Annotated in this window: 14 protein-coding genes, 2 pseudogenes and 1 CRISPR repeat array; of the genes and pseudogenes, 7 read left to right on the top strand and 9 right to left on the bottom strand. The window is 64.3% G+C overall.

All coding sequences use genetic code 11. The annotated features are described in order from the left end of the window. Positions 1 to 104: 104 nt before the first annotated feature. Both B7E02_RS14160 and B7E02_RS14510 read right to left on the bottom strand, forming a co-directional pair. Positions 105 to 230 (bottom strand): annotated as a pseudogene (locus B7E02_RS14160) (transposase); the annotation flags it as partial. A 79-nt stretch (positions 231 to 309) separates the two neighbouring features. After that, positions 310 to 1146, bottom strand: a complete 837-nt coding sequence (locus B7E02_RS14510) for a YPDG domain-containing protein (RefSeq protein WP_281248244.1) — start codon at positions 1144 to 1146, stop codon at positions 310 to 312. Between the two features lie 389 nt (positions 1147 to 1535). On the opposite strand from B7E02_RS14510, the gene B7E02_RS12190 reads away from it, so the two are divergent. Both B7E02_RS12190 and B7E02_RS12195 read left to right on the top strand, forming a co-directional pair. After that, positions 1536 to 1784, top strand: coding sequence for a transposase (locus B7E02_RS12190; RefSeq protein ID WP_080796435.1), 249 nt, complete (start codon positions 1536 to 1538; stop codon positions 1782 to 1784). Positions 1785 to 1817: 33 nt separating this feature from the next. Beyond that, positions 1818 to 3107, top strand: a pseudogene (locus B7E02_RS12195) (IS3 family transposase). A gap of 239 nt (positions 3108 to 3346) precedes the next feature. After that, positions 3347 to 3984: a CRISPR direct-repeat array (repeat unit 28 nt; unit sequence ATCTGCCCCACGCGGGCACGGCGGGAAC). 75 nt (positions 3985 to 4059) lie between these two features. On the opposite strand, the gene B7E02_RS14165 reads toward B7E02_RS12195, so the two are convergent. Continuing rightward, the gene (locus B7E02_RS14165) at positions 4060 to 4329 is read right to left on the bottom strand and encodes a hypothetical protein (RefSeq protein WP_143336755.1); all 270 of its coding nucleotides are present in this window, start codon (positions 4327 to 4329) and stop codon (positions 4060 to 4062) included. Between the two features lie 488 nt (positions 4330 to 4817). Between B7E02_RS14165 and B7E02_RS12200 the strand changes: the two genes are divergently transcribed. Together B7E02_RS12200 and B7E02_RS12205 are read left to right on the top strand one after the other, a co-directional pair. Then, positions 4818 to 5156 carry a hypothetical protein gene (locus B7E02_RS12200; RefSeq protein ID WP_080796437.1) on the top strand — a complete coding sequence of 113 codons (339 nt, stop codon included), beginning with the start codon at positions 4818 to 4820 and terminating at the stop codon, positions 5154 to 5156. 353 nt (positions 5157 to 5509) lie between these two features. Then, positions 5510 to 6070 carry a nicotinamidase gene (locus B7E02_RS12205; RefSeq protein WP_080796440.1) on the top strand — a complete coding sequence of 187 codons (561 nt, stop codon included), beginning with the start codon at positions 5510 to 5512 and terminating at the stop codon, positions 6068 to 6070. A 1-nt stretch (position 6071) separates the two neighbouring features. Here B7E02_RS12205 and B7E02_RS12210 read toward each other — a convergent pair whose 3' ends face one another. Further along, positions 6072 to 6347 (bottom strand): DUF3618 domain-containing protein, encoded by a 276-nt coding sequence (locus B7E02_RS12210; protein WP_080796442.1) that lies wholly within the window; start codon positions 6345 to 6347, stop codon positions 6072 to 6074. Between the two features lie 154 nt (positions 6348 to 6501). Here B7E02_RS12210 and bcp point away from each other — a divergent pair, with 154 nt between their 5' ends. Together bcp and B7E02_RS12220 are read left to right on the top strand one after the other, a co-directional pair. Further along, the gene (gene bcp / locus B7E02_RS12215) at positions 6502 to 6972 is read left to right on the top strand and encodes a thioredoxin-dependent thiol peroxidase (protein WP_080796444.1); all 471 of its coding nucleotides are present in this window, start codon (positions 6502 to 6504) and stop codon (positions 6970 to 6972) included. Between the two features lie 5 nt (positions 6973 to 6977). Further along, positions 6978 to 7652, top strand: coding sequence for a TetR/AcrR family transcriptional regulator (locus B7E02_RS12220; RefSeq protein ID WP_080796446.1), 675 nt, complete (start codon positions 6978 to 6980; stop codon positions 7650 to 7652). Between the two features lie 14 nt (positions 7653 to 7666). Here the strand turns inward: B7E02_RS12220 and acpS are convergent, their stop codons facing one another. Further along, complete coding sequence (acpS, locus tag B7E02_RS12225; protein WP_080796448.1) at positions 7667 to 8086, bottom strand: holo-ACP synthase AcpS; 420 nt, start codon at positions 8084 to 8086, stop codon at positions 7667 to 7669. Between the two features lie 24 nt (positions 8087 to 8110). Here acpS and B7E02_RS12230 point away from each other — a divergent pair, with 24 nt between their 5' ends. Beyond that, entirely contained in the window at positions 8111 to 8524 is a 414-nt protein-coding gene (locus B7E02_RS12230) for a YccF domain-containing protein (RefSeq protein ID WP_080796931.1), read from the top strand. Here B7E02_RS12230 and B7E02_RS12235 read toward each other — a convergent pair. From B7E02_RS12235 to B7E02_RS12250, 4 genes are all read right to left on the bottom strand, one after another. Continuing rightward, positions 8521 to 9696, bottom strand: a complete 1176-nt coding sequence (locus B7E02_RS12235; RefSeq protein WP_080796450.1) for an HNH endonuclease signature motif containing protein — start codon at positions 9694 to 9696, stop codon at positions 8521 to 8523. The genes B7E02_RS12230 and B7E02_RS12235 overlap by 4 nt on opposite strands. 144 nt (positions 9697 to 9840) lie before the next feature. Continuing rightward, complete coding sequence (locus B7E02_RS12240; RefSeq protein WP_080796452.1) at positions 9841 to 18813, bottom strand: type I polyketide synthase; 8973 nt, start codon at positions 18811 to 18813, stop codon at positions 9841 to 9843. 393 nt (positions 18814 to 19206) lie between these two features. Next, the gene (locus tag B7E02_RS12245) at positions 19207 to 19974 is read right to left on the bottom strand and encodes an ABC transporter ATP-binding protein (protein ID WP_080796453.1); all 768 of its coding nucleotides are present in this window, start codon (positions 19972 to 19974) and stop codon (positions 19207 to 19209) included. Continuing rightward, positions 19971 to 20996, bottom strand: a complete 1026-nt coding sequence (locus B7E02_RS12250) for a FecCD family ABC transporter permease (RefSeq protein ID WP_425429809.1) — start codon at positions 20994 to 20996, stop codon at positions 19971 to 19973. The genes B7E02_RS12245 and B7E02_RS12250 overlap by 4 nt, the downstream gene beginning before the upstream one ends.

Below are 20996 nucleotides of genomic sequence, written 5' to 3' on the forward strand. Positions count from 1 at the left end.
CCCCACACCGGCATCGGAGGCCTCTCACCCATCGATCGCGTCCACAACGTCAGTGGGAAGAACACCTAGCTGGCGGCGTCGACACCGCGCCCGCAGCCGTGGTTCCCTCGCAGTACACCACGGAAGATACCGAGGTCGGAGGCGATTGCGTTCAACGTCGCACCGGTCGTGGATTCGTACAGATCCACTGTCCGCCGCCGGAACTCGTCCGTGTAGTTCTTCCTTTCCATTTCCCAGATTCTCGCGTCCCAAGCACCGAGCTGGAATCAGCATGTCCAAGATCAAGGGTCAAGCCCCGTTATGAGGTGATTATGAACTCAGGGAAGATCCAAAAAAGCGCATTTGGTCTTTCAGAGGCGGCCTATCTGTAACTTCCAAGGAATAATGGATCTCCACATAAGTACCGTCTGCATAAATTAGCTCCGTACGGAACCACAGCACCCCTGTCCGATCTTCGGGCGCGGTAAAAGTAAGCTCGCCGCTGTTCTCATCAATGAGAATAGTGGCCCCCTTGAGTTCTGCATCTTCAATTGAACCATGACGATCCTTCATCACCTTGGCGCCCTGGGGGATCCCGCTGATAACTCCCTGGCCATCTATCACTTTCAACGGAATCTTAACGGTTTCACCATTACTTATTTTTTTGTCCTCTCGGGGCTGCGGGCTGTAGTAGATGTTATCCGCTACCTCAATTACCGAACGAGGAGTCACCTTGTCAACAGAGCCATCAGGGTAAACCGTTCTCACAGTCACCCGATCTGTATAAGATCTTTTCACCTTGCCGGGAGTGAAGCTAATACTCCCTGAGCCTCCCAAAGTGTGGCGGATTGTTCCAGTGTAGGAATCGAGGCGAGAACTGACTAGACCATCATCAATAGTGTCTGAGAAAGTGCCACTTTCAAGTAGGAATCGAGTGCCCTCTGGTAATTCACCCAAATTCTCAATGGTTTGTGATGCGGAATTTGATAAGCCTGATCCATCCCATGAAGCGCCAAGGCGCGCTTCTAGCGATTCATACTCAGGTTCATAACGGTCTGACATCGATCCTTGCTCCTGAGCAAAGGCATCCCCTACTCCGATAGAAGCTGTTCCGAGTAACACTCCGAATGAAACAGTGACAACTGTTAGATTGCGTGGCCAGATCACTAGTCTTTCTCTCCATTCAATACGTAAGAAGGTTTTGCTCTTTGCCCCCTATCCAAGAGGAGGACAAGGGAGTTCTATCATCGTATCTATCTAGAATAGAAACTTCAGAAATGATGTTTGTTGATGATTACTGGGTTCAGGTCTCCCACACCAACTCCCTTATAAGTAGCGTCTCGCATCGCGCACTTTTTGAGGGTTCGCATGTATAATAGCCTACTTTGGGTCGGTTGCCTCTCTTCAGGGGTCTGCTCCACGGATAGGTGGCATCTGATCTGGCTTGCCCGACAGGGCAAGTCTGGAAGGATGATCCTCATGGCCAAGCTCTATCCCCAGGAGTGAATCGCCCCGGGTTTGATGGAGGGTAGGAAATTGGAAAAGGAAACCCTCACATGCCCGTCAAATACACCGACGAACTCAAGCAGCGCGCTGTAGAGCTTGTCATCCATGCCCAAGCCGATCCCGCTACCGCCCATGGGGCTGTCACTCGGATCGCGAGTGAACTCGGAGTCTGGAAAGAAGCCTTGCGGGTCTGGGTCCGCAAACACAAGGACTCCGGTGTCGAAAGCCCCGCTGAATCAATCAACCTCGAGGCGGAAAACCGCAGGCTAAGAGCCGAGCTTGAACCGGCCCAGGTTTGATGCCGCATCTTTTCGAGTTGAGAGGATGGCTTCATGCCAAAGAAGATTGATGCGCAGGTCCGTGAACGAGCGGTCAGGCTGGTGCGCGAGCACCGATCGGAGTACCCATCGAACGCGAAGGCGATCGCAGCCGTTGCGCGTCAGGAGGGCGTCGGCGTGGAGTCGCTGCGCCGGTGGGTGATCCAAGCTGAGATCGATGCCGGCACCAGAGAAGGTCAAACCAGCGAAGAGCACGCTGAGATCAAGCGGCTCAAAGCCGAGAACCGTCGGCTCCGTGAGGACGTAGCGATCCTGCGCGCGGCGACGACTTTCTTCGCGGGGGAGCTCGACCCCCGCAACCGTTGATGATGGGCTTCATCGACCAGATGCGTTCGGAGGGCTTCGCCGTCGAGTCGATCGTTCGCGTCCTGCGTGAGCAGGGCATGAAGATCGCGGCACGCACCTACCGGTCCTGGAAACGCCCCCGGATTTCGGCCCGTACAGTAAGCCGACGCGATGGTCGTGGACGCGGTCCGTGACGCCGCCTGGACGACCGTCGAGGATCAGGCCGGTGAGCAACGTCGTCGGATGACTCCGGAGGGGTTGTACGGGCGGAAGAAAATGACCGCCCTGATCCGCCGCACCGCGCTCCCGGAGGCCTCCCGCGGGGCAGTCGACCGTGCCATGCGGGCATTGGGGCTTTCGGGCGTCACGCGGGCGAAAGCGATCCGTACGACGATCCGTGTGAAGGACGGGATCCGGGCCGGGGATCTGCTGAACCGGGACTTCACCGCCCCGCGGCCCGATCACACGTGGGTCACCGATTTCACCTATGTCCGCACTTGGGCGGGATGGGTGTATGTCGCGTTCATCCTCGACGTGTTCTCGCAACGCATCGTGTCTTGGCACGTCCAGACCACCAAGCATGTCGACCTCGTCATGATCCCGCTGCGCATGGCGCTCTGGGAACGTGACCGGCAAGGCCACCGAGTCGGCCCCGGACAACTGCGGCACCACTCGGATGCGGGGGCCCAATACACCTCCGTGATGCTCACCGAGCATCTCGCGCTCGAGGGTATCGCCGCCTCGATCGGGACCGTCGGCGATGCGTACGACAACGCGCTTATGGAGACGATCAACGGGCTCTACAAGGCCGAATGCGTGCGTACGACGATCTTCCACGACGGCCCCTACAAGACAATCGCAGACGTCGAGTTCGCGACCGCCGGATGGGTCGACTGGTACAACAACCGAAGGCTTCACGGTAGCCTTGGAATGGTCAGCCCCGACGAGTTCGAGGCGACCTACTACGCGGCCCTCACCGAGGAGTCGCTCCCCGCATAGAAGCGGCACAGAACCCGGGCCGGTTCATTCGTCGCTTCTCTGCGCAAGCGTGCCGCGTACCGGCAGTAGGCGTCATGTTTGTGTGGGGTGACCAGCAACTTTATTGGATCCGGTAAAGTGGTCGCCCCCTTTCACCCCGCAGCGGTGGCCCGTGTAGGCTACGTGCAACCCCCGGTGTCCCGTGTCTGCCCTAAACGGAGGGGGGCTTAAGATCCGCGTGGGTGACCTGGTGAACAAGTATCTGCCCCACGCGGGCACGGCGGGAACCGCCCGATACGGCTCACGGGAGGCGGGAATGATATCTGCCCCACGCGGGCACGGCGGGAACCTGCGCCTGCACCTCAGGGCTATTATTGTCGATATCTGCCCCACGCGGGCACGGCGGGAACCCACCGGACACGAATACCTCGGCACCCCCGACGATCTGCCCCACGCGGGCACGGCGGGAACTATTACAGGCAGAAAGAAACCCACACAGACAGGATCTGCCCCACGCGGGCACGGCGGGAACAACCAGCTCTCCATCTCCTGGACCAACACCGAAATCTGCCCCACGCGGGCACGGCGGGAACGGCTTACTCCGCTGCGACAAAGATCGCTACCACATCTGCCCCACGCGGGCACGGCGGGAACGGGGTTGGGGGCTGAGCGGCGGAAGCAGTTGGAATCTGCCCCACGCGGGCACGGCGGGAACCCAGATTGAGGCCATGCAAGATATGTGGACAGGATCTGCCCCACGCGGGCACGGCGGGAACGTGCCCTGGAGAGGAATCGAACCTCCGGGGCAGATCTGCCCCACGCGGGCACGGCGGGAACTCACACAGCCGCCGGCACCCTTCCACCGGATTTATCTGCCCCACGCGGGCACGGCGGGAACTCACACAGCCGCGTCTGCGGTCAGGGCATGAGAAAACCCCTAACCAGAATCCGGTTAGGGGTAAAAGAGGGGTTCTTAGGCAGCTGCTGCGATGACTGGGGTAGCAGCAAGTATCTTCCTAGCCCGCTCCAGCTGCCAACCCTCCCACAGATTGGGGTCAAGGTAATACTCACTGAGTCGATCGAAGAACTCACGAGGCAACGGGCTAACTTGACGTCGTAGTTCGCCAAGAACAGCCATTGAACCATCATCGGGTTCACCACATACGAACGGAAGTATGCAATCTAACGGCTTAGAATCGAGATGGGAAAACAATTCCGCTTCAACCGGGTCAGTGACGTTCATTTCGCGGAGGATAGCTACAGCGGTCCACATCGTTTCCATCCTTTCTAAGCTTAAGGTAACTGTCTAGTATAGCTGGGTTAAGTGAATCAGTCTTTTATCTGCTCCACGCATGCACGGCGGGAACGGTGGGATAGTGCGCGCTACTAAAAGTGCAGCTAGCTCTAAATTCTGCCCGTATTTTACCTACAGTTGCGCGCTATGCGTAAACCGTTCCGCATTACCCCTCGCATGCGGACACCGAGGTGCCCTAGACCCAGGTGAGCCAGCAACAACGCGGGCATGAAACCGCAGGTCAAATTCGCCGTGTAAGGCGTTGGAATCAGCGCGGTGGTACTGGCATACCCCTAAGCGCTCAGATGGGAACGGCCACTTCACATCGACGGTGTGAGCGCTTACCGGAAACGGTAAACGCCCCTCACTCCACCCTTTCAATAGGTCGACGAACCTTGATAAAATCAAACCACATACGCGACAGTGAGGAGGAGAGAATGTCTGAACGTGAGAAGGTAGTTGAGGAACTGAGGAAGTTTTTTCCGCTTGAGGCTGAAATCGTCGGTTACTTAGATGATCCAACTCTCGCTTACTCAGGTGCTGTTGCCATGAGTTGTGGTGAGGAAGCAGATGGCTCCATGCAGATCCTGGAGTCCATGCGCAATCAAACCACCCCCATTCCTGCTGAGCTCTACGCCCGGATGGTTGAGTATTACACCGATGTGGAGTACTGGGCCGACTTCGAGCTGGAACGCAACAAGAGCTTCCTTGAGAGAATCCCAGTCGAGCGAGCGGGTTCCCAGGGCCCATTCGAAAGCGCTCAACCAATCGGGTAAACGCCCCTCGCTCGGCAGTTGAAGTGGTCCGCACTTAGCCCGCACTTTCGATAGGCCACCCCACGATGGAATTCCCTGTTCAATGTGCCTTGATGCCTGCTAGATACCGATTTATGGGGCACAAGAAGGAACCCGTACATAATCGTACAAACCTGCGCAAACTCACTCATCCGTTCCAGAGGGTTCGGGGTTCGATTCCCTGATGGCGCACAATAACACCAGGTTGGAGCCTCCTACAGGGCTCCAACCTGGTCTTGTCGTTGGGGAGCGTGGGGCCCCCGGGCGCGCGTCCGGGGCGTCGAAAAGCTTTTTGTGCCTAAAACTGAGCTGCATCAAAGGGAAAGGCGGCTCAGATGGCACGCGCACTTGTACTCGTGGATGTTCAGAGGGATTTCTGCCCCGGTGGATCGCTGGCCACCGAGCGTGGCAATGAGGTCGCCGGATTGATCGGGGCCTACCAGCTGTCCCACGCCTCCGACTACGGCGTGGTGGTGGCGACACAGGACTGGCACATCGATCCGGGCGCCCACTTTTCGGACACGCCCGATTTCATTGATTCCTGGCCGGTTCACTGCGTGGCTGATTCAGACGGCGCGCAAATACAGGAAAAGGTGCGCACCGATCTCATCGATGAATTCTTCCGCAAGGGCGAGCACACCGCCGCCTATTCCGGATTCGAGGGCACCTCGGCCGGCGATGGTACGCCGCTGGCGGACTGGCTGCGGAGCCGAGGCATCGATTCCCTGGACATCGCGGGCATAGCCACCGATCACTGTGTACGGGCGACGGCCCTCGATGCCTTGAAGCAGGGTTTCCGGGTGCGCATTCTCACCAGGCTGTGTTCCGCGGTTGCAGAAAAGAGCGGCGATGCAGCTCTGGAGGAGATGCACGCCGCGGGCGCTCAGCTGGTGTGAATCAGCGCTCGGAGAGCAGGCGCTGGATCTCCTTGAGATCATTGCTCTTCTTGCGGCCGCGGACGACGCTGAACACAATGGCCCCCACAACCACGGCGGCGACACCGAGCAGAACCTTCTGTGTGTTGGGCTCGCGCAGCTTGGCGGTGGCCTGGCTCTTCGCATCATCGACCAGGTTGGCCGGCTTGGTGCGGTCGGCCAGTTCGTCGAGTGTGCTCGCCAGCTGGCGGCGGGTGCGTTCGATGTCGCGCTGGATGTCATCAATATTGCGTGCCACGGGGCTACTCCTGAGAATAATTAATTGACTCAATTTAACGCGTTGTGTTGAAAACCCGTTACTGCACGACCATATTACTTAACTGGTTGCCACCGTGCCGTGGTACCTCGGATCAAGGTGCCCATTGCCCTGCCCACCGGCTATTGTTGGATTCATGACTCACGCGCATCGACTGGAAGTTGGAGATACCCCGCCCGCATTCACCCTGCCGAATGATTCCGGAACCACCACCTCCCTGAGTGACTACGCGGGCAGACGGGTGATCGTGTACTTCTACCCCAGGGCCAACACGCCGGGATGCACGAAGGAAGCCTGTGATTTCCGTGACAGCCTCGCTGAGCTCAACGGGCTCGATGTCGACATCGTGGGGATCTCCCCCGATCCCGTGGACAAGCTCGTGAAGTTCCGTGAGGACCACGATCTTAACTTCCCGCTGCTCTCCGACGCGGACAAGTCGGTCATGACCGCCTGGGGCGCCTACGGCGAGAAGAAAAACTACGGCAAGGTGGTGGAGGGTGTGATCCGCTCGACCTTCGTCGTTGAACCCGACGGAACCATCGGTCTGGCGAAGTACAACGTGCGTGCCACGGGCCACGTGGCGAGAATCATCCGCGAGCTCGCCTGAATCCAGTGAGCGACAAAGACACGCTTGACGACGCCCCGGCGGCAGGCTCGGAGATCCTGGTGCCCCGGCGTCGCCCCGCACAGCAGCGCAGCCGGGAGAAGTTCAACAGAATCCTCACCGCCTCACGCTCCGTGCTTGTCGATCTCGGATTCGAATCCTTCACCTTCGACGAGGTTGCCAAACGCGCCGAGGTCCCCATCGGAACGCTCTACCAGTTCTTCGCCAACAAGTACGTGCTCATCTGCGAGCTCGACCGCGTGGACAATGCGGAGGCCGTCGCCGAGTTGAAGAAGTTTTCCGAGCAGGTCCCGGCCCTGCAGTGGCCGGATATCCTCGACGAGTTCATCGAGCACCTCGCGCGGCTGTGGCGCGAGGACCCCTCACGACGCGCTGTCTGGCACGCCATCCAGTCCACCCCGGCCACCCGCGCCACCGCCGCGGCGACCGAGAAGGAAATGCTGGAGATCATCGCCGGGGTGATGAAGCCCCTGGCCCGCGGGGCCTCCTACGAGGAGCGCATGTCCCTGGCCGGCCTGCTGGTGCACACCGTGTCCTCCCTTCTCAACTACGCCGTGCGTGATGTCGGCCCGGGACCGGAGGATGATCCCGCCTTCAATGCCATCGTGGTGGAAATCAAACGGATGCTGATCTCCTACCTGTTCTCCGTCGCCACCGGATAATCCTCCCGATCCCCCTACGGGTGTGGGCCCCCACAGGTGAGCATGCACACCGCTGTCGCGTAGTCTCCGTCATGGCTGATGCTGATCTGGGTACTGAACTCGCCCAGGGAGCCACGCACCTTCGCGGCCATATCCGGGGCCAGGCCGAGTGCGACCCTGCCCCAGCGGTCGGCGCGCACCTCTATCTCGGCCCACGCCACCTCCTCCTCCGGAATCACCGGGGGCCGGCCGTAGATGGCCTGTGACCAGGCCTTGATGAACGCCTCCTTCGCCGCCCACCGACCGGCGAGGTGCTCCACCCTGCGGAACCCCTCACGGTTGGCCGCTAATCGACGCTCACCCGCCCCGAACACGGCCATGAAGCTGCTGCCCGGTTGCGCGAGCTGTTCGGCGAAGGCGGGGATATGGACAAGGTCGGTCCCGATCGTAATCACCCCTGAGATTCTATGCTGGGGGACATGAGACTACTACTGAACATCATCTGGCTGGTTTTCGGCGGACTGTGGCTCGCCATCGGATACGTATTCTTCGGGATCATCGCGTGTATTTTCATCATCACCATCCCTGCGGGAATCGCCAGTTTCCGCATGGCCAACTACGCGCTGTGGCCCTTCGGCCGCAGCGTCGTCCAGAAGACAGGGGGAAGTGGCGGTGTCGCCGGAATCACCAACGTCGTGTGGTTCCTCATCGCGGGCGTCTGGCTCGCGATTGGACACCTGACCACCGCCGCGGCGCAGGCGGTGACGATCGTGGGAATCCCCCTTGCCATAGCCAATCTCCGGATGATCCCCGTTTCCCTGTTCCCCTTCGGCAAGCAGATCGTGGACAGTGATCGTATCCCCGCAGGTTATGAACCCATGGTGAAGTTCTAGGCGGAGTCCGTCCTGTGAGCCTCCTCCCTCCTCTTTCTCCTCCATTCCTTCAACCTCACCCGCAGCTTCTGTCCCCATAGCCCGGTCGGCATCTCCTCGGCGAAGGGCCCCTCGGGGCGCACCACCACCGGTCGGTTCATCGGTCCGATCCACAACACCTCCCCGAGCTCGTCGAGCTCCGGGGTAAAACGCCCATCCGATTTCATGTTGTGGTGGTGCTGGCACAGGCACATGAGATTCCACATCGCCGTGGGCCCACCAGCCGCCCAGGGGCGGACATGGTCCAATTGACAGCGGTCCGCGGGTACCGAACACCCCGGGAAGCGGCAGTGCGCGTCCCTTGCGATGACCGCCGCCCGCATCCGCTGACTCGGCCGGTATCCCTTCTCCACCGCGGAGTCCATGGCATCGAGTTCCACCTCCTTTGCCACCCGCTTCTTCCAGTCCCTGGCCAGCAGCGGGCCGAGGTAACCCACCCCTGCCATCCAGGACCTTCCGCCGGTTCGCGGGGTGTAGAGGTACTGGACAACCTGGACCGGGGCCTTCGCATCAAGAAACTCCCTCAGTGCCTGTGCCAGGGGAATCCTGGTGCCACCGACCGCCTCAAGGGAATCCTTGAACCGTCGGGCATCGGCGGTGGCCAACCTCGCGCGGATGTATGTGTGATCCCCCCTGCTCTGAAACTCCAGGTACTCCCCCTCCCGCTCACTGCGCGGTTGAGGACCACAGTGGGAAGGATCGAGTTCCTTGATCCAGCGTGTGATCAGCCCCGCAAGGTGTCCAGCCTGAATCATCATCTCCCCCGCCACCCGGGGGGTCAGCCGGGAGATGATGCGCTTCTCCAGAGGGTCAAGGATCGCCATCGCCGCGGGCGCGACCGCATCCATGATCCGGGCCAGGTAGGAGATGTTGACATGGAACATCTCCTCAACCAGTCGGCGCAGACCCGGGAGCATCCTGACCAGTGCCACCGCCCTGATGGCCTGGTTCACCTCATATCTGCTGCATCCCGTCGCCGCCATCAGCTCAGTGATCAGCGAGTCCGCGTCGTGCTCGTCCGCGTCCTCGAGAAGGAACCACCAGCGGTGGTAACTCGCCTTGTTGATCTCATAATTGATGAAGGACTGCGCCGAAATGGGATCCTGATGGGAGAAATATATTCTTTCGGCCACTTTTCACACACCTCCTCGAATAAGAGTTACTACACTCCGCATCATAGAAGGAAGGATGGACATCCACCCCCATCCGTTCGAATATATGATCGAGAAAAGCCCGCACACCTGATGTGTACGGGCCCTTCACTTTTTCTCCAGCCTTTAAGGAGTCAGCACCCCGTCAACGAGGCGGGCGCCCGAATCCAGCAGGACCGCCGCCTCGACCTCCTTCGCGGCGTCACCGTGTACACCGAGGTTGCGCTCGACGGGACGCTCATAGAGCACGCCGCCGTGCATTCCGTCGACGATCCGGCGCAGGCCCGCGGCTTCGCGCTCATGCGCCGCGGCACGCCACTCGGCCACGGCCTCCTCACCGCGTTCCAGACGCACCGCCTCGACGAATGCGTCGGGGTGGACCACGGCCACCAGGGCGGAGACGTGTCCGAAACCGAGCGAGGTGACCAGGCCGGCCTTCGGTGCGACAGCCCGGAGGTCCAGCGGCCGGCGCAGCCAGACCAGGTGCTGGTGTCCGGAGAGCACCGGATCGACACAGTCCAGTGAGCGGTTGGCCGGGACCAGTCCGCTGCGCAGCACCTGGGTCAGTCCAATGAGCTGGAAGGCCGCGGCACCGCCCTTGGCATGGCCGGTCAGGGCCTTCTGCGAGATCACGTAGAGCGGATTACCCGAATCCCTGGCGATCGCCGCAGCGATGCGCTCATGGAGATCGGACTCGTTGGGATCATTGGCGTTGGTGGAGGTGTCGTGCTTGGACAGGATGGAGATCTCATCCGGGGAGACACCGACGGACGCCAGCGACCGTGCGAGCCTGGACTCCACCCCGTCCCGTGCGGCACCCAGCGCACCGAGTCCCGGAGCCGGGATCGAGGTGTGCGCACCATCGGCGAAGGACTCGGCGAATCCGACCACGCCGAGCACCGGCAGGCCGAGATCCGCGGCCAGTGACGCCCGTGCCAGCAGCAGGGTGCCGCCGCCCTCGGACTCGATGAATCCGCCACGGCGGCGGTCATTCGCGCGGGAGAAGAAACGGTGCTCGATCCCCTTCGCCTCCATCGCTGCGGAGTCGGCGGTTGCCGCCATGTCACCGAAACCGGTGATTCCCTCCACCGACAGTGCGTCGAAACCACCGGCGACCACGAAGTCGGCCTTGCCGAGGCGGATCTTGTCCATGCCCTCCTCCACGGACACCGCGGCGGTGGCGCAGGCGGCGACCGGGTGGATCATCTGACCGTAGCCGCCGACATAGGACTGCATGACATGCGCCGCGACCACATTAGGCAGTGCCTCCTGCAGCACGTCATTGGCCCGTGGCTCGGCGAGGATGCGATCGACATAGATCCCTCGCAGTGACTCCATGCCACCCATTCCCGTGCCCTGGGTGGAGGACACCCGTGCCGGGTGCACCGCACCGAGCAGCTCGGCCGGGCTGAAGCCCGCGGAGAGGAAGGCATCGACGGTGCAGACGATGTTCCACAGTGCGACGGTGTCGAGGTTGTCGATCATGTCCGCGGGAATGCCCCAGACGGCGGGATCGAAGCCCTCGGGAACCTGACCGCCGACGAAGCGGGTCATTGCCATCCTGCGCGGCACCCGGATGGCCGAGCCGGCCCTGCGGGTGACGGTCCACTCACCGGTGGTGGCGTCGAGGGCGGCACGGGTCAGCTCCGGCTCGGATTCGACGTAGGTTTCGGCCTCCGCACGGGAACCGACGCTGAAGGTCAGATCGTGGTCCAGGTAGACGGTGGTCAGCTCGGGCGCGAGATTGTCGATCATGCCGTACTCCGGCATGTCATGGTAACGGCGGACACCGATTCTCTCCATGACCTCATCATGGAAGCGGCCGTAGATGTCCTCCTCCGCGACCTCCTCGCCGGAGGCGTCGTACCAGCCGGGGGTGGGGTCGGTGTCCCAGTGGATCAGACCTGTGCTCCATGCCAGCTCGGTCACGCCCGCGGCGCTGAGGGTGCCGCTGAGTTCGGCGTCGAAACGCGTTCGGGCCGAGCCAAGGGGGCCCAGTTCCCCGGCGCCGACAATGACCACCATGTCCTCGAGGTTCTGGCTGACACGTCCGTCGAAGTCGGGGGTGGTGGCCACGATCGGACGGTAGGGCGTCGGCAGCGCCGCGATGGTGCGCGGTGCCTCCTCGGCCTCGGCGGCCTCCACCCTGAGGGCACGGGCCATTTCGGCGAGATTGATCTCGGATTCACCGAGCCCGCCGGTGAAGTCGACGGTGACCGGCGCCCCGGCGGCCTCCTCGCGGATGTCTCCCGCAATCTGAGACACGAGCAGCGAGGCGATCTCCTGGGTGGAGTAGGTCTGCACACCCGCTTCCTCGGCCGCAGCCACCAACGGATCGTTCCCGCCCATCAGCCCCGTCCCGCGGACCCAGCCGATGAGGGCGTGGACCAGCGAGGTGTTCGCCCCCCATGCGCCCTGCTCGGCGTGCCAGCGGGTGACCACGGCGTCGAGCGCGGCCTTGGACTCGCCGTAGGCACCGTCGCCGCCGAAGCGGCCGCGGTTGGGCGAACCGGGGATGACAACGTGGAGGCGGTGCCCGATGCGGGTATCGGCACCCAGCGGCGCCAGTCCCGCGATCAGACGCTCCACCGACCACAGCAGCAGACGCATCTGCGTCTCCGCCTGTGGCCCGGCGTCGGCCATGGATCCGGAGACCCGCGGTGCCGCGAAGGGGAAGAGCAGGGTGGGCACGAGCGCGGGCTTGACCAGCTTGGATGCACCGTTGACGGTGGCGTGCTGTTCGGAACCGACCCAGCTGACGATGGAATCGATGTCGGTGAAGGAACTCAGGTTCCCCGGCACGATCCACAGGGCCGCCGTACCGCGTGCGGAACGTGCGTAGAGCTCCTTGTAGAACTCCAGGCGGTCGTGGCTGAGACCGGAGGTGGTGGCAACCACGGTCGCACCACCGGACAGCAGCTTCTCGACGACCGCCGCCGCGATCGAGCCGGGCGATGCCCCGGTGACAACCGCCACGTCCCCGGCATAGTCGAGGTCGGAGGTGTCGCGGGCCGCTGCGGCCAGTTCATCGAGACCGAAGTACTGCGCCTGCGCCGCGACGGCGTCCCCGGCTCCGGTGACATCGATCTCGGATGCGTCCAGTTCACCGAGCGCCACGCGGGAGACATCCTCACGCGCGGAGGCCCAGCGGTCATCGAGCAGGACAACGCGGTCCGCGTCGAAGGCGGGGGCAACCAGCCTCGGCCAGTCGGAGCCCATTTCCCGGGAGACGAGATCATAGAGCTGGGTGTCGGATTCGGCCGCGTCCACGCCATGCTGTGCGGGGGTGTCCAGACCCAGCTGGGCGAGGATGGTGCGCGCGGTGGCCGCAAGCACACCCTCGCGGCCGGTGACCTGTTCGGCGAGTTCGCCGAGTGCCGCGGAATCGACCACGCCCGCGCCGGCACCGCCGGAGCTGGGCAGGGAGACGCTGAGGCCGCGGCGGGCGGCGACGGCGCGGACGGCGGCGTCGATAAGCGTGTCCAGATCGGCGGCGGTGGCCGGTGCCGAGGGCTCGAGCGTGGCCAGCTCCCCGCCGCGCAGGGAGGCACCCTCGCGGGCGGAGATGACCACCTCGGCCACCACATGGTCGGCCCAGCCCTGACCGAGCTGCCAGGTTCCCGTCACCCGCTCGGCGACATAGCCGGGGCGTTTGCCCGTGGGTCCGGTGATCCGGCGCAGCGCATCCGCGGCCGCATCGGAGAGTACCGGACCGAAGGCGCGGTATCCCCTGGCCATCTTGGAGACGGTGACCTTGAGATCACCGAGCTCGGCGTCAGCCGCGCCATCGATCGCGCCGAGACCGAACTCCACGCCCAGATCCAGCAGCAGCTGGTTCCGGCGGGAGGAGACACCCTCGACGAGGGTCTCGATCGAATCCGTTGCGCCCATCTGATCGGGTCGGACCTTGGTCCAGATCGCGATGAGCATCTCGGTGGCGTCGGCGGGGGTGAACTCGATGTCATCCGGGCGCGGCCCGGCTGCTGCAACCGGCTCGGCAACGGTGGCCGGCGCGGCGGCCGCCACCTCGACGGTCTCCTCCCGCTCCGGTGCGGACTCGGCCTCAACCTCGCGGACGATCTCATCGGTGGCGAACACCACAGGGCGGTCACGCTCTATGTTGAGCACCTCGACCCGCGCGGAACGGTACTGCGGCAGGTTGAGGGTCTGGCCCATCATATTGGCCAGGGTCGGTGCCGAACCGACACCCACCTCGACGAAACGCTCGGCACCCAGGTCGTTGATCAGCAGATCCTGGGTTTCAATCCACCTCACCGGCGAAGCGAACTGCCAGGCCAGGAGTTCGATCAGGAGTGTCCGGGCGAGTTTCTGCTCATCGGCCGCCGCCGTCTCGAAGTCCTCGAGGATCCCGGTGATGTAGGGGGAATCCACGACCTTCGCCATGGATTCGACGAACTCACGGCTGAGCTCGAAGGGACGTGCGACCAGGTTCGGGATGTAGCGGTCGACCAGGATGTCCAGATCCAGCTGCTCGGGGATGAGCGAATCCAGGTGTTCGCGGAAGGCTCCGACACCGTCCCGCAGCCTCGAGGAGTGGAAGGGGACGTCGATGCCGGGAATCATGATGAAGGCGCGCTGCCCGGGGGCGCGGTCCTCCACATCGGCACGCAGCGCGGCCAGTCCCGCCTGTGTTCCGGCGACCGCGTACTGCAGTCCGGCCAGGTTGTAGTTGACTATCTCCAGGAACTCACCGGATTCCGCGGAGATCCCCTCCACATAGGAGAAGACGTTGTCGGCGGTCAGCCCCATCTTGTTGGGCCGGAGGGCGGCCAGGCCGTAGTTGGACAGGCCCTTGTCATCACGTTCCACCAGACGGTGCATGGTCAGTCCGCGACGGTAGACGATCTCCAGGACGGACTCCAGCGAGAGCACCCCGGCATAGGCGGCCAGCGCGTTGTACTCACCCACGGAGTGGCCGGCGAAATAGGCGCGCTGGTTGAGCGCACCGGCCTCGCGCATCTCCGCGATCTGGGCGACGCCGAGGGTGGCCATGCCCACCTGGGTGAACTGGGTCAGGAAGAGCACGCCGTCGGGATGGTGGAACCGCTCGCCCGCCACGGTGACCTCGCGTGGGTTGTTCTCCACGATCTCCAGGATGGAGAAGCCGAGTTTCGCCCGGGTATGGGCGTCGGCGCGGTCCCACACCGCACGCGCGGCCGCCGAATTCCGGCGTGCCTCCATACCCATGCCCTGGGACTGGATGCCCTGGCCGGGGAAGGCGTAGAAGGTCGTCGGCGAGGCCATCACCGCGGTCGCGGTGAGCACCGGGTTGCCCTCCACGGTCGCGGTGATCGAACGGACCTCGCCGCGTCCAGGGCGGGAGTCGATAGCGGAGCGCTCGACGGTGAAGGTGATGGTCTGCCCCGGCAGCACCGGAGCCAGCATGGTGGCGGTGTACTCGACCACCCGCGAGGCCGGGGTCTCGGTCTGCTCGTCACGGAAGGCCGCACCCGCGATGAGCTCGCCGATCGCGGAGGTCCACATGCCATGGACGATCACGCCGGGAAGCCCTGCAAGGGCGGCGGCGGTCGCGGAGACGTGGATCGGATTGCGGTCGCCGGAGACCACCGCGAAGGGCCGCATGGACTCCGGGGCGGTGACACGGGCCACCGCGCGGTGGGAGCGGGGGGTGTCGATGGTCGTGGGCAGGGCCGAGGTGTTGGTCCGCGCCACCGCCTCACCGCCGCGCCCGCGGATGGCGAAACGCTCGGACAGGGTGGCCAGTTCACGGCCGTCGGCGAGAATCTGCGCGCGGACCACGACCACGCGGCCGATCGAGGTGTCGGAGACCTCCTCGGCGGCCGCGGTGACGTGGAGGGCGACCCCGCTGTCCGCCGCGGGCAGCTCAGAGAGCATCACGATGTGGTGCTCGAGGTGGACCAGGGAGAGCATGCCCTCGACCACCGAGGCGGAATCGCTGCCCGGGATGATGGCCGAGCGCACCGCTGCGAAGATGGCGGGCCAGGCGCGGCCGACCAGGACATCGGGGGCGGTCGCCGCCGGGGCGACGGTGGCGGGCAGGTAGCTGGCGGTGACGTTGTTGTAGTCGGCGATCACCCCGGCATCGAGGGTGGTGTCCCAGGTGGCCACACCGTGGTCCACCTCGGCCAGGGTGCCACCGGCGGCGATTCTGGTGAGCTCACCCATCGCGGATTCGGCATCGGCTTGGGTGACCTGCGGGACCGTTCCGGGCGCCGCGGATTCGGGCAGCGTGAAACGGATTCTGAGATCGGTGGTGGTTCCGAATGCGGTGGAACCGGCCAGGGGAACGGTGAGGATCACGTGCTCGGCGTCGACAGGCTCGAGCGTCGCACCGGTGGGCGGGTGCGTTCCGTTGACCCACGCCTCCACATCGCCGAGGCGCTGGACCATGGAGGGCACGTTGCGGCCGGCCCAGTAGGTTCCGGGCGCCTTGATCAGCTCCGCGATCGGGTCACGGCGCACCTCGGTGGACTCGGCGATCCTGCCGATGGTCGCCTCGTTGAAGCGGTCCAGCAGCTGCGCGACCGGCTCATCGGCCACCGTGATGCCACCGACCGCGGCCGGCCCGGGGATGATGGCCACCTGATCCGCCTCGTAGCGGGCGTCCTGGGACTGCCACAGCGAATCGGAGCGCCACCACCTGCGGACGTCCCTGTCGATGACCGGCACGAAGTTGACGGGCTTGCCCGGGGTGCGGCACAGCCTGAGGAACCAGGCCACGTCGTCGGGGGTGAGCAGATCGGAGGTGGGTAGCTCGGAAGCGAGCTTTTCGACGCACGCGGCCGCATCCGCGGCATCGATGTCCACGGTGGGCACGAACTGTCCGTGGTCCTGGTCGATCAACCGGGCCTCGGTGCGCTCGAGCATCTGCTGGAAACGGTTCCTCCAGGAGATGTCGATCCACTCGCCGTCCACCGGTCCGGACAGCTCCAGGTAACGCCTGAGCCACTGTTCATAGCTCATTTTCTCGAGATCGCCGAAGTAAACCTTGGCGGTCCTCCCGATGGCTGCGATGATCTCCGCGCGACGGGCCGCAACAGCCTCGGCGTCCCCCGCGACCTCGTCGAGGAGCCTGCCCGCGCGGGCGAAGGAGTTGTCGATCTCGTGGATGTCCGCGCCGAGCTGGGAACGCCCTGAGGCCATGCCGTTGTTGGCGCCACCCGCGGGCACCCACTGCGTGGTGCCCCGGGTCGCCACCAGCATCTGCTTGACCGACGGGGAGGTCTTCGCCTCCTTCGTCGCCATGGCCGCGGTGCCGACGAGGATGCCGTCCACCGGCATCGGGGGCAGCCCGTGCCTGTCCGCCCAGGTGCCCGTGATGTAGTCGGCGGCGCGCTCGGGCGTTCCGATTCCACCACCGACGCACAGCACCACGTTGTCCAGGGCGCGGATGTCGGCGTAGGTGTCCATCAGGAGATCATCGAGATCCTCCCAGGAATGGTGGCCACCGGCGACTCCGCCCTCGATCTGGATGATCACGGGAATCTCCGGGATCTCCGCGGCGACAGCGAGCACCTGCCTGACCTGGCGCACCGCACCGGGCTTGAAGGCGATCCAGGGGAAGCCCCCCGCACGGAGGTCCCGCACCAGGGCGATGGCCTCCTCTTTCTCCGGCATGCCCGCGGTGATCACAATGCCGTCGATCGGCGCGCCGTTGGCGCGTGCCTTGGGCACCAGACGCTTGCCCCCGATCTGCATCTTCCACAGATAGGGATCGAGGAACATGGAGTTGAACTGGGCGTTGACACCCGGATCCAGCAATTCGCTGAGCTGCGCGATATGCGCCTCGAGCAGATCAGGTGTCACCTGGCCACCGCCGGCGAGCTCAGCCCAGTGTCCACCGTTGGCGGCCGCGGCGACGATCTCGGGATCCACCGTGGTCGGGGTCATGCCTGCCAGCATCATCGGACTGCGACCGGTGAGTTCGCTGAAGCGTGTGACCAGGCGTGCCACACCGTTGACAGTCTCCACCCTGGGTGCAAACTCGGAATATGGCCTGGGCAGCTTCGGGGCGAGGCCGGAATCGAAGACCATGGCCTGACCGGCGGCGTCACTGACCGCGAATGATCCGGCTCCACGGCCGGCGAGAATGGTACGGGTCAGGGGCACGACACCGCCGTCGGGGCCCACGTCCAGGATCCATTTCGCCCCCGCCGCCACCGCACGATCGACGGCGGCCGGCCAGTCCACGGGGTTGACCAGGACGTCGGAGGCGACGTCGCGGGCGGTGTCCGCATCGAGGCCGCAGGCCACGGCCCAGGCGACGGTCTGCTCGACCGCGTCCTTCATGGCGGGGTGGTGGAAGGCGGACTGCACCGGCAGGTCGGCGATGCGGGGGGCGAAGGGCTTTCCCCCGCGGAGCTTGTTCTGCACGGCCGCGGCGTCGGCTGCGGCGGCCACGGTGAGGGCATCGCTAACGCGGGCATTGTCGTCCGGGCGACCCACCAGGACATAGGCGTCACGGGCGTTGCGCAGACCAACCACCGGGCGGATCTCCTCCGGAACGTCGGAGCAGGTGGCATCGATCGCGTCCTGGAGCTGCTCGCGGGAGATGCCGGAGATGGAGACCATCGGCGAGTGCTCACCGCGGGCGATAAGCCCGGTCATCCGGGCGGTATGGGTGATCGCGGCACCGATGAGCTGTGCCAGGGCGAGCAGCTCATCGGCGCGGGTGACATCGCGCAGCAGATGGACGCCGAGCACACCCTGGGAGTGGCCGATCGCCGCAACCGCGCGATCGACGTCGAGATGCTGCAGCTCGAGTGAATCCAGGGTGGCGATCTGGGATACGAAGATCCCGGGGACACTCACCGCTGACTGCGAGGTGTCGAACGCGGGCGCCTCGGCGGCACCGGCCCACTCCACCGGGGAGAAACCGAAGGGGAAGGTGCCGGCCAGCTCATCTGCGACAGGAGTAAGGAGGCGCCCGGCGCGCCCGACAATCCCCGACACGTTGCCGCCGGAGCCCGCCGCGACCGCATCGCGGAGAGTCTTCAACCAATCGAAACCCTGGCCGGAGAAGGCGAAGGCGAAGGGCTCCCGGTCGAAGCGGTCGATCAGGCGGCTGGTGCGGAAGGTCCTACTCAATTCGGTCACGTGAGAACTCGCTCCTTGGTGTATCTCGGGCACGGACCCCGGGTAGAGGGGAACCGCGCCCGAGGGGGCTCGGCTAATGAAAAATGGCGCACCGGAAGACAGCGGTGCGGCATTGTTTAGATAGTAATATGCCATAAATCATGAGGAAAACGTCATCTTTTGCCCGCGGGGCGGCGTGCCACGCGCGCCACCTGCGCACCGGGGAACCCGGGGTGGAAAACCCCACGGAGATCCATCCCGGCCGATGACCCGCTCTCACTGTGGCCTGAAAACTTCTCCTACGCTGCCCAAATATAGCAACAGGCGGGTCACCCGCCGGCAACCGCCACCATCTCCCGAATGTTGTCCGGATCACTTTCTGGGAAGAGATTTTGAGATTCTCACACCCCGTGCTCACCTGGTGCGGCGCAGGAACTGGATGTAGGGGTCGGTCCCGGCGTTGTGCACCCGGGAGGTGACATCGAAAACCTCGGAGATCCACCCGGGGTTGAGCACCTCCGCCGGGGTACCCACCGCGAAGACCCGCCCCTGCTCGAGCATGAGGATCCGATCGCAGTACATCGACGCCAGGTTGAGATCATGCAGGACCACCACATTGGTCCGCCCCGCGGCCGCCGCGAGATCCAGAATGGCCAGCTGGTGGGCGATGTCAAGGTGATTGGTCGGTTCATCCAGATACAGCAGCGGGGTGTCCTGGGCGAAGGCGCGGGCGATGTGCACCCGCTGCTGCTCGCCCCCGGAAAGCGTGGAGAAGGATCGCTCCATCAGCTCGCCCACCCCGGTCTGGGCCGCGGCGCGTTCAACGATCTCCATGTCGCGTGCCCGCAGGCCCCGAAGTGCCGAGGTATACGGGATCCGCCCGAGGCAGATCACCTCACGCACGCTGAGCTCGGCGTTGGGCACCGCACGCTGTTCCACCAGGGCGAGGGTGCGGGCGATGGCCCCGGGCCGCATCCCCCGCACCTGCCGCCCGTTGAGCCGGACCTCCCCGGATTCCGGGGTGGCCAGTCCGCCCAGGACCCGCAGCAGGGTGGATTTCCCCGATCCGTTCGGGCCGACGATCCCGAACATCTCACCCTCCCCGACCTCCACATCCACATCCCGGAGAACCCGGGTTCCGGCGATGGAATAGCTGATCGACCGCCCGCTGACCGCGCTCATCGGGATCTCCTTCCGAATCTGATGAGAATTATCGCAAAGATGGGCACGCCCACCAGCGCGGTGATCACCCCGACGGGGATCTCCACCGGATCGGCAATGGTGCGTCCCATCGTGTCCACCCAGATCATGAACACCGCCCCCCAGAGTGCCACCATGGGGATCAGGCGGCGGTGCATCGAGCCGACCAGGAGCCGGCACACGTGGGGCATGACCAGCCCGACGAAACCGATGGCCCCGGAGCTCGCCACGATGGTGGCGGTCAGCAGCGCGGTGACCAGCAGCAGCACCAGCCGCGTTCTCACGATGTCAATGCCCAGCGCCGCGGCTGAATCCTCACCGAAGGCGAAGGCGTCGAGCACCTGCGAGTGCAGGAAGATCACGCCCGCGCACAGCAGGAGCACCACGGCCGTGATGCCCACCGTCTCCCAGGATGAGGAGCTCAGCGAGCCAAGCAGCCAGTGGAGCACGCCGCGCGTGGTCTGGGAATCGGCGGACATCATGATGATGAAGCTGGTCAGTGCCGAAAACAGCTGGGTGATGGCGACACCGGCGAGGATGATCTTCTGCATTCCCCCGCCGGCGGCCCTGGTCAGCAGCAGTACCAGGGCGAAGGACAACAGGGCGCCGAGGAAGGCGCCGGCCGACATCGCCAGCGCCGATGCCGCAGCCGAGGTGACCACCACCAGCACCGCGCCGGTGGAGGCGCCGGAGCTGACGCCGAGGATGAAGGGATCCGCCAGCTGATTGCGCAGCAGCGACTGCAGGACCACCCCGCACAGCCCCAGACCGGCACCGGCCAGCCCGGCCATCAGGGCACGGGGCATGCGCAGCTCCCATACCGTCGCCGCCTGCACCGTCGACAGTTCCGGCGCCGGGCCGAGGCCCACCCTGTTCAGAATCACCTGCCAGGCGTCCAGGGTGGACAGGTGGACGGGGCCGAAGGTCACCGACATGCCGATGGAGAACACCACCGCGGTAATCCCGACCACCGCCCAGAGCCAGGGGCTGAGTTTCTGGAGCAC

This window comes from Corynebacterium pacaense, assembly GCF_900169525.1.
Lineage (GTDB): Bacteria > Actinomycetota > Actinomycetes > Mycobacteriales > Mycobacteriaceae > Corynebacterium > Corynebacterium pacaense.